General features: G+C 44.3%; 7 protein-coding genes. 2 read left to right on the top strand and 5 right to left on the bottom strand.

Translation table 11 applies throughout. The features are described 5' to 3' along the window. Nucleotides 1-151: 151 nt before the first annotated feature. On the bottom strand, nucleotides 152-1,237 hold the full coding sequence (gene leuB, locus JGK16_RS21830; RefSeq protein WP_293184039.1) for a 3-isopropylmalate dehydrogenase: 1,086 nt from the start codon (nucleotides 1,235-1,237) through the stop codon (nucleotides 152-154). 119 nt (nucleotides 1,238-1,356) lie between these two features. On the opposite strand from leuB, the gene JGK16_RS21825 reads away from it, so the two are divergent. Then, nucleotides 1,357-2,157: a Uma2 family endonuclease gene (locus JGK16_RS21825; protein WP_293192518.1), complete on the top strand. Its 801-nt coding sequence runs from the start codon at nucleotides 1,357-1,359 to the stop codon at nucleotides 2,155-2,157. 185 nt (nucleotides 2,158-2,342) lie between these two features. Here JGK16_RS21825 and JGK16_RS21820 read toward each other — a convergent pair whose 3' ends face one another. After that, a complete protein-coding gene (locus JGK16_RS21820) occupies nucleotides 2,343-2,570 on the bottom strand; it encodes a hypothetical protein (protein ID WP_293184072.1) in 228 nt (75 codons plus the stop codon). A gap of 23 nt (nucleotides 2,571-2,593) precedes the next feature. Here JGK16_RS21820 and JGK16_RS21815 point away from each other — a divergent pair, with 23 nt between their 5' ends. Then, a complete protein-coding gene (locus JGK16_RS21815) occupies nucleotides 2,594-3,718 on the top strand; it encodes a DUF4336 domain-containing protein (RefSeq protein WP_363319699.1) in 1,125 nt (374 codons plus the stop codon). A gap of 158 nt (nucleotides 3,719-3,876) precedes the next feature. On the opposite strand, the gene JGK16_RS21810 is transcribed toward JGK16_RS21815, so the two are convergent. The 3 genes from JGK16_RS21810 to JGK16_RS21800 form a co-directional block, all read right to left on the bottom strand. After that, nucleotides 3,877-4,518 (bottom strand): HEPN domain-containing protein, encoded by a 642-nt coding sequence (locus tag JGK16_RS21810; RefSeq protein ID WP_293192516.1) that lies wholly within the window; start codon nucleotides 4,516-4,518, stop codon nucleotides 3,877-3,879. Nucleotides 4,519-4,531: 13 nt separating this feature from the next. After that, nucleotides 4,532-5,779, bottom strand: coding sequence for a DUF262 domain-containing protein (locus tag JGK16_RS21805; RefSeq protein WP_293184029.1), 1,248 nt, complete (start codon nucleotides 5,777-5,779; stop codon nucleotides 4,532-4,534). Nucleotides 5,780-6,046: 267 nt separating this feature from the next. Then, nucleotides 6,047-7,831 carry a metallophosphoesterase family protein gene (locus JGK16_RS21800; protein WP_293184027.1) on the bottom strand — a complete coding sequence of 595 codons (1,785 nt, stop codon included), beginning with the start codon at nucleotides 7,829-7,831 and terminating at the stop codon, nucleotides 6,047-6,049. Nucleotides 7,832-7,919 lie beyond the last annotated feature (88 nt).

The following is a 7,919-nucleotide window of genomic DNA, read 5'->3' as shown; positions in this document are numbered from 1 at the left end:
TTTTTAGGACACATTTGGGTACATTTGTATTGTTTGTTGGGCGGGGGCGGGTTTATGAAATTCTCGATTTTTGCCGTTGAATTTGGGTGAACCCGCCCCTACAATGTTTTGTATTGTTTGTTGGGCGGGGGCAGGTTTATGAAATTCTCGATTAACCTTGCAAAACTTCAATTAAAGCCTCGCCCATCGCCCGACAACCGACCAGTTTCATACCTTCCGACATGATATCACCAGTGCGATAACCTCGATCCAAAACTGCCACAACCGCTTGCTCAATTTTATCAGCAGCTTCGGGCTGACTTAAGGCGTAGCGCAACATCATTGCAGCGCTTAAAACTTGGGCGATGGGATTAGCTTTATCTTGTCCGGCGATATCCGGCGCGGAACCGTGTACTGGTTCAAAAACTCCCGGGCCGCTTGCACCCAAACTCGCAGAAGGCAACATTCCAATACTACCAGTTAGCATCGCCGCCGCATCCGAAAGAATGTCGCCGAATAAGTTACCCGTGACAATTGTATCGAACTGTTTCGGCCAGCGAATTAACTGCATGGCTGCGTTGTCAACATAAAGGTGAGAAAGTTCCACATCGGGGTATTCTGAAGAAAGGGCAATTATACGATCGCGCCACAGTTGCGAAACATCCAAAACATTCGCCTTATCAACCGAACACAGCCTTTTTCCGCGCTTCCGGGCCGTCTCAAAAGCCACGCGCCCGATGCGGTCAATTTCCGACTCGGTGTAAGCCATCGTATTCACACCGCGTTTTTCCCCGGTTTCCGTCTCAAAAATGCCTTTTGGCTTGCCGAAATAAATGCCGCCAGTGAGTTCGCGGATCACCATAATATCCACACCTTCGACAACTTCTTTTTTTAAAGAAGAAGCATCAACCAACTGCGGTAAAATAGTTGCAGGACGCAAATTTGCAAACAATCCCAATCCGGCGCGCAGTCCTAACAATCCAGTTTCCGGACGCTGTTCGCGGGGCAAATTGTCCCACTTGTAACCGCCGATAGCTGCTAATAATATCGCATCGCTGTTGCGGCACTTTTCCAAAGTTTCTTCCGGTAGCGGATTGCCTGTGGCGTCAATAGCAGCGCCGCCCATTAATGCTTCTTGAAATTCAAAGCCGATGTCCAATTGTTTGCCGACAAGTTTCAGGACATCTACCGCTACAGCGATAATTTCAGGGCCGATGCCGTCTCCTGGTAAAAGAGTGATGCGGTAGTTTTGAGTCATATCGATTTAGGAGTTTTGATTTGAGATTTGAGATTGAGAGTTAAGGGGAATTCTTTGGCAATCCAAGACATTCTCACAAGGCTATAATCATATCAGGATAAGCAACCTCAGAATTCATTATGACATTCCCGACTTACCCGCCTGCTCAAGCTGAACCGCCTCTAGACCCCCGGCAGAGTTTGCCAACAATGTATGATTTACCTAGCGAAGACCCAAAGGATCCCGGTTTGCCTGATACATTTCATTTAGATCAGCCGCAACTCTTGGAATTCACGTTTTTGCCACCTGGATGGGATGCGGAGCAAGTATTTACAGCCAGCGACCTAAATTTGTATTACGATGCAACACAGCCGCGCTGGCATAAACGCCCGGATTGGTTTGCTGCGGTGGGTGTGCCCAGGCTTTATCAAGGGCGCGATATGCGTTTGAGTTATGTAGTTTGGCAAGAACGGGTAAATCCGTTTGTGGTGGTGGAATTGCTATCGCCGGGAACTGAGGATGAAGATTTGGGCCGGACTGTTCAGCAAGCTGGGGAACCGCCGACTAAGTGGCAAGTTTACGAACAAATTTTGCGGATTCCTTACTATTTTGTGTTCAGTCGCTACACGGATGAATTGCAAGCTTTTCATCTTGTAGGTGGCCATTATGAACCGGCAGAATTAATGGATGGGCGGTTATTTATTCCTGAGTTGCAGTTGAGTTTAGGGTGGTGGCAAGGCACTTATAAGAGTATGAATCGTTTGTGGTTGCGGTGGTTTACGGCCGAAGGAGGGTTGATTTTGAGTCCGAGTGAAAGGGCAACTGCTGCGGAACGGCAACTGATAGAATATCAACAGCAACTGATAGAATCTCAACAGCGAGAGGAAAGGCTAGCGGCGCGGTTGCGGGAATTAGGTATCGATCCTGAACAGTTGGTTTAATAGTCCCGCACTCAGCCCTGGTGAAACCGTTTCTTGGTATATTTATCGTAAGCTGTCGCACATTTAAATTGTATATTCAGGGCGGGCGGGACGCCCACCCCACTCATTGTCTGATTTTTTTGAGATGCAATTTAAATGCAGAACAGCTTAATAAACGCAAATTTTCTGAGAAACCGGGCTTCTAGTCATCCGTAAGTCCTGTTTGAGTATTCCAAAAGCAGGCGCGGCGCAGCTATCGGGATCTTAATCGCCCATAACCGCTTTTCAACTCCTCGCATCCGTGCAACAAGATTGAAATAAAATAACAAAAGTTCGATCGCACGCACGTACAAAAAATCGGCAAGGAGTCGCACCAGTGACAGACGGGGAAAGCACACCAACATCAGCACAGATTGACAATCGAGACTATTCATGGCCCTTTTGGCCAATTGTTCCAATGTATCCCTACAGCAGGCGACGGACAATCCGCAAGGAAATAGTCAAGGACAAAATCTGGACTTTTGACCAACTACAAGGCATTTTCTACGTCATTGTGCCGATTCGGATGACAGTCATCAAACTCGAATCCGAAGGCCTTCTCGTCTACGCCCCCGTCGCGCCGACTCCTGAGTGCATCCGCTTGCTAAACGAGTTAGTCGCAGAACATGGCGAGGTTAAGTATATCCTGCTGACAACGGTTTCGGGCATCGAACATAAGGTATTTGTCGGCCCCTTTGCGAGGTGTTTTCCCGAAGCGCAGGTGTTTGTCACTCCCAAGCAATGGAGTTTTCCGCTAAATTTGCCGCTGAGTTGGCTGGGTTTGCCCGGTAAACGCACCTCTGTACTGCCTTTGGATAGCAGCAACACGCCCCTTGCAGATGAATTTGATTGGGCAATCCTGGGCCCGCTGAACCTCGGTTTAGGCTTTTTTGCGGAAGTTGCGTTATTTCACAGGGAATCGCGCACGCTAATGTTAACAGATTCTGTGGTTTCGATTCCCGAAAACCCGCCCGCGATTCTCCAACTCGACTCGTACCCGCTGCTATTTCACGCCAAAGACACCGCTTTGGATGTGGTGGCAGACACCCAGGAAAATCGATGCAAAGGGTGGCAGAGAATCGCCTTATTTGCGATGTATTTTCGCCCTAGCGTGTTGGAGGTGCCGCCGTGGTCGGGGGTGTTAGCCAGCGCCCTGAAAGCGCCAGAGCGATCGAGAAAAGCTTATTTTGGATTGTATCCGTTTAAGTGGCAAACTGATTGGGTGCGATCGTTCGAGGCTTTGCGGGGAGGAGGGCGGTTGTTGGTGGCGCCGGTGTTGCAGACTCTGATTCTCAACCGCGCGCCGAGGGAAACTCTCGATTGGGTGGATAAAGTCGCGAGTTGGGACTTTGATCTGATTGTACCTTGTCACTTCGATCGGGCGATCGACTGCAAGCCCCGCGAATTTCGCCAAGCATTCTCATTTCTGGAAAAACACTCGGTTGTTAATTCTTTACCCGAAGATGATTTTAAATTGCTGAGGGATATTGATGCTGGTTTGAATAAAACTGGTTTAGTTCCGCCTGCAAAAGAGAAGGTTTAATCTGATATTTTTGACAATTCTGAATAAGCTGTTTGAGCACAAACAAGATGCCTGTTGCACTCAAAAATTCAACTATTGTGGAACGGGCATCTTGCCCGTTCCGGCTAGAAGCCCATCGCCAAGATAAAACCCTTAACAATTACTGGAAATTTATTCATTTATCTCATTAAATCATTAATCAACTCATCCACCTTCAAAAGTTCTTGAATAATTTGCTCTACCCTCTGGAATTCATTTATGGGATTGAGAACTCTAATAGTTGTTGGGGATGTAGCTGAAGTATGGACTGCAACACCTCTGTCTTCCCCAAAGGTATTCATAGTAGCCAGCCAAAAAATATTTAGATTCTCGGAATTGATTCCTATTGGCAAAAGCAACGACAGAATATTAGCTTCTTTTATTCCATGATTCTGGTCAATGATTCGCTTAAAACTATTAATAGCTAAATCTATCTTTTTGTTGATTTTTATTTTCTCATCCGGTATTTTTTTAGCTGGCTTTGTTGGACTTAGTGTATCTGGTGGTAATTCCATCATTTGACCGGAAAAGGCAAGCAAACATATCAAAGTACAGCAAGTCTTACCCTGACTGTCCCAATTGTTTTTAGCATTAAGGGCTGCTTCCCAAACTCTATCCTCTAGATAAGCTTCAATTTCGGCATGAGCTAAAACTCTGTAGGCAAGAGTTAAGGCTAACTGTCTGGGGGAATAAAAATGTCCGGGCTTAATCTTAGGAATGAATTGTTTTTTTAACCTATTCAACTCCTTAGTTAGAGTACGAAATCTGACGGATTTTGGCATACTGCTTAAGAACTTACCACAACCCGTTAAAGATAATGCGGTTATCTGCGAGTTCGGGGACATAAAACTCTAAATTTAAAACCTTTCGCAAAGTTTTGCCCCACAGTGAGAGACGAGTATGAGTTTCGCGAATGCTAGTTGTTCTTTTCTCAACAGCGTCTCTGAATTCGCTATTAGGGGACGAACATAACTCTTTAAAAGCATTTTCTACTCGCTCCTTATTATTCTTAGCAGCTTGTCCTATCTCGGGATATGAAAAATAAAAAACCATTACATCTAAAATAGCTCGATTCATTTTTTTGCGGTAAGTATTAGAAGTGTTAGACCATACGCGAAATATATTTTCTTCTCCAAATATTGCAATGGTTATTTGCACCGCGTTCTCAAATTCGCTAACTGTATCTTCGATCTCGATTTTTCGTTCGTCCCAATCATTGTTGAGTTTTTCGCAGGTCATGTCCAGGAATTTTTTAAGATTCCCGCGATAATCGGATAAAAAATAATATAAGGCTACATACCGCAGCAACAATTCGACATCGCGCATCCGAGGATCGGGATTTTTTGATTTAAGTATTGTTCTTAAAGCCTGATTTTTAATTGATGCGTCGTCTAAAAAATTGACAAAATCTCCGGGATGCAATGCTTGCCTCAATTCTTGGGGAGATAGCGGAGTATTCTCTAAATTCAGGCGTAAAAAAACTTTGTATAGTAAACTTTCTGTACGCCAGTTTCTAATCAATGTAGTCCGAATAGTTTGAGTGTCGAGTACATTAAGTACGGGACTCAACACAACATCGTTTTTTATATCCTTATAGGTATAACCATTGAGATCGGGTCTAAATTCTAAGTTTGCCAAAGCAAAACTATCATTAGGAGTTTCGCTCATTCCATAAAATTGCAGGATGGCAAGCAAGCGTTGCTTGCCATCAAGAACTATAAAATTTCCGCGCCTCTTTTCAGGAGAAGCTAAAACTATTTCTGGAATGGGAAATCCTAGAAAAATTGATTCGATAAACCTACTTTTGCGAGTTATATCCCAAGCATCTCGTCTTTGAAATCTTGGATTGAGTTGAATGTTTTCCCGCATAATTAGATCGAGGATGCTGGTTGTTGTCCAATCAGTGCTACCTACAATGATTTCTGAAATTTCTTTTAATATCGATTGTGGCTTTTCATTAGATTCCAGCTCATCATCTAAATATTCATCTTCTTTATCAAAGATTACTTCTTCTGGTTTTTCCAAGAGTTTTTGTTTGGGCATGACTGTACTCTACTCGTGAGTTTAATTTGGATAGACTATGTATTACCTAAGTATAGCAGAAGTCAAAAGACTGAAGTTGACTCTTGACCGAGAGCGAGAGAGTTTTCTTCCCAACTCATCAATCTGGGAACTTCCACAGCGTATTAAACTATTGTCTATTGGTGCGTCGCTGTCATATTTTTCATATTTATTTGGGGATGAGGGATAGCGACGCACCCTACGAATACTGAGGACTGAAGTCCTCACTACAAACCTGACAGCACAAAATCACGATTTTTTTAACTTAAACTCATCAAATTTCACCACTTCCGAGTCTGGTTTCCGCGTATCAAAATAATAGCTACTAACCGTAGCATTCCCCGTGTCAAATATACTAAAAGCCGTAATATCATTACTATCAATATACGGCAATGCCAGCCCATCTTTCCCCAACAAAGGTGCAACTGTTGGCATCACAGGTTCCAATCCGTTCGGATCTCCAATCGCGCTGTAATCCTCCCCATATCCAGGCGGCACAAATCGGCGCTTTCTCCCCGCAAACGCCCCGTAACTGTTACCCACATTGGAAGTCTCTAAAAAGTGCATTCCGCTGGAACTCACAAACCGATTCCACAAATGCGAATGTCCGTACAAAACTAACTGCACGCCCGCCGTTTCTAGCAGCGGCATCACATCCCGAATCAGATAATCTTGCTGTTTCGGATATTCGTAACGCACCATCTTAATCTCGCCGTCCAAAGTGCGATCGACTATTTGCACTGGGTCAGTATAAGCAGGTACAATATTGTCACCCAGAGAATGCGGTGGATGGTGAAACATCACAATTTTATATTTAGCTTGCTGAAATTCCGCACTATATAACTCTTGTTCCAGCCAAGAATATTGAGCGCTACCTTTGGCAATTGGCTCAAAAATATGCTGTCCGTATCCCCATTTTTCAGGACGATCAAAATCTTCGTCCCGTTCCCGATACCTGCCTCTCGCCCCCGGATCTAAATTGGGAGTCCGCCAGATATTCGTAACATACAAAGTCACTAACCGCACGTCCCCAAACGTCACAGCATAATAATTTTTCTCACTTGGTAAACTGAAAATTTCGTTGTAAGTATCACTATTAAAACTATTGTTTTTTAACAAAACATCTTGGTCTTTCATCCCATATTTTTGAGTGAGGTATGGATATATTTTTTCCACAGCAGCGCGGGGAAAAGGGTCATTAAACTGGTCGTTGAGACTGCTGCTAGTTGAAAACCTACCCATAATCTCATGGTTCCCAATCGTCGGAAATATAGGCGCGTGTTGGATCAGTTCGCCACCGCTGTACACGGTTTTGACGCCCTTTTGGTCGATTTCGGAGAAGGCGCGGCCTTGCAAACCCGGGAAAAAAGCGCGGCCTCGGTCGTCGTCGAACCATTCGGAAGCGCGATCGGCTATATTAATTAAATCACCAGCCATGAAAACTGCATCAACTTTATCAATTGTTTCTGCTACTTTCTGGAGATTAGCCGCTGTCATCGGCATCAATTGATGATCGGAAGTGAACAGGATTTTTAGCCCAATTCCCGCTGCTGGTGTCGGAGAAAGGCTGAAAACTTTGCTGCTAACAGATTCACCATCTTTCGTTTCGCTAGTCACTAGATAGGGAATGCGAACACCGGGCATTAAATTAGTAATTTCTGCTTCGTGGCGCCAGATGTGGCGGACAATTGGATTGTTATCAATTATGCCCTGTTTCATTTCATCGGAGATGTGCGAGTCTTTGTCTTCCCGAACCCGGCTTAGCTTGGTAGTATTTGCAGTCGCAATTTTACTCAAGTTTTCGCCGTAAGCAACAATGTTCCGAGTCCCGGAAAATTCGGTAAACCAAACAACTCGCACCGAGTTAGTTGTTGGAAGTTGCAGAAACGGATCGGTTAAAAGTTTGGGTTTGTTGAGGAAAGATTGCATAATCAAACCTAGGAATAGGACAATCAAAATCAAAACAGCAAAAAACCACAGGTTGCGAGAAGAACCTTGGGGTATTTCTAATTTATCGGGCAATGGTGTTAACATAAGTTATTGTCATTAATCTGTAGGGGAAAGTTCAACAGTAAAATATAACTCCCAACCCCAATATATATAAACCCGCCCCCGCTTTGAA

Origin of the sequence: Microcoleus sp. PH2017_09_SFU_O_A, from assembly GCF_020738625.1 — a bacterium.
GTDB lineage: Bacteria > Cyanobacteriota > Cyanobacteriia > Cyanobacteriales > Microcoleaceae > Microcoleus.
Note: the sequence above shows the minus strand (reverse complement) of the source record. Positions and strands in the feature narration are given on the sequence as shown.

Coding starts and splice junctions, on each gene's coding strand:
- leuB (WP_293184039.1), bottom strand. CDS start 1,237: ATGACTCAAAACTACCGCATCACTCTTTTACCAGGAGACGGCATCGGC.
- JGK16_RS21825 (WP_293192518.1), top strand. CDS start 1,357: ATGACATTCCCGACTTACCCGCCTGCTCAAGCTGAACCGCCTCTAGAC.
- JGK16_RS21820 (WP_293184072.1), bottom strand. CDS start 2,570: ATGAATAGTCTCGATTGTCAATCTGTGCTGATGTTGGTGTGCTTTCCC.
- JGK16_RS21815 (WP_363319699.1), top strand. CDS start 2,594: ATGTATCCCTACAGCAGGCGACGGACAATCCGCAAGGAAATAGTCAAG.
- JGK16_RS21810 (WP_293192516.1), bottom strand. CDS start 4,518: ATGCCAAAATCCGTCAGATTTCGTACTCTAACTAAGGAGTTGAATAGG.
- JGK16_RS21805 (WP_293184029.1), bottom strand. CDS start 5,779: ATGCCCAAACAAAAACTCTTGGAAAAACCAGAAGAAGTAATCTTTGAT.
- JGK16_RS21800 (WP_293184027.1), bottom strand. CDS start 7,831: ATGTTAACACCATTGCCCGATAAATTAGAAATACCCCAAGGTTCTTCT.